Below are 586 nucleotides of genomic sequence, written 5' to 3'. Positions count from 1 at the left end.
AATTGTTGATTCAACGTTGAATCCCAGAAAATACGGCGCCCTAATAGCAATTCATTTTGACCATTCAACATGGTTGCTTGGCCATTCTCGTCAAACTCAAGCACACAATGGCCCATGGTCAGAGCATGAAAACCGGCTTGCACAACGTAGGTTCCATTTACTTTGATACCATAAGGATCATCTTCACCCAAACCAATCGCAGTAAAGTCACCTTGCAAACGGTGGCTATGACCACCCACGATGATACCGATGCCTTCTACTTTCTCTGCAAGTTCTAAGTCGCCCTCGTAACCTAGGTGACTCAGTAAAATAATGTTTTTGATTCCATCATTGTGAATTTGTGCGACTGTCGCTTTCGCGGTTTCAATTGCAGTCATAAATGGCGTATCGGCGTCAGGGTTTGCTATATCGCTCATTTTATCGATGGACAAACCAAAAATAGCGACTTTTACACCGTTAAACTCTTTCACAAGGTATTGCGCACTGCGTGAATCCGGTTGATAGCTCAGTACGTTGTTACAGTCGCTTAGTCGGTGCGCTTTGTTTTTTGACTCATTGGACAGATCCCAGTTGCCTGCGAGCAGCG

General features: G+C 44.7%; 1 pseudogene. It reads right to left on the bottom strand.

The features are described 5' to 3' along the window. Positions 1-586: pseudogene (locus tag R7093_RS26700) on the bottom strand (bifunctional metallophosphatase/5'-nucleotidase); the annotation flags it as partial.

This window comes from Vibrio sp. 1580 (assembly GCF_033340055.1).
This window is presented reverse-complemented; position numbering and strand designations above follow the sequence as displayed.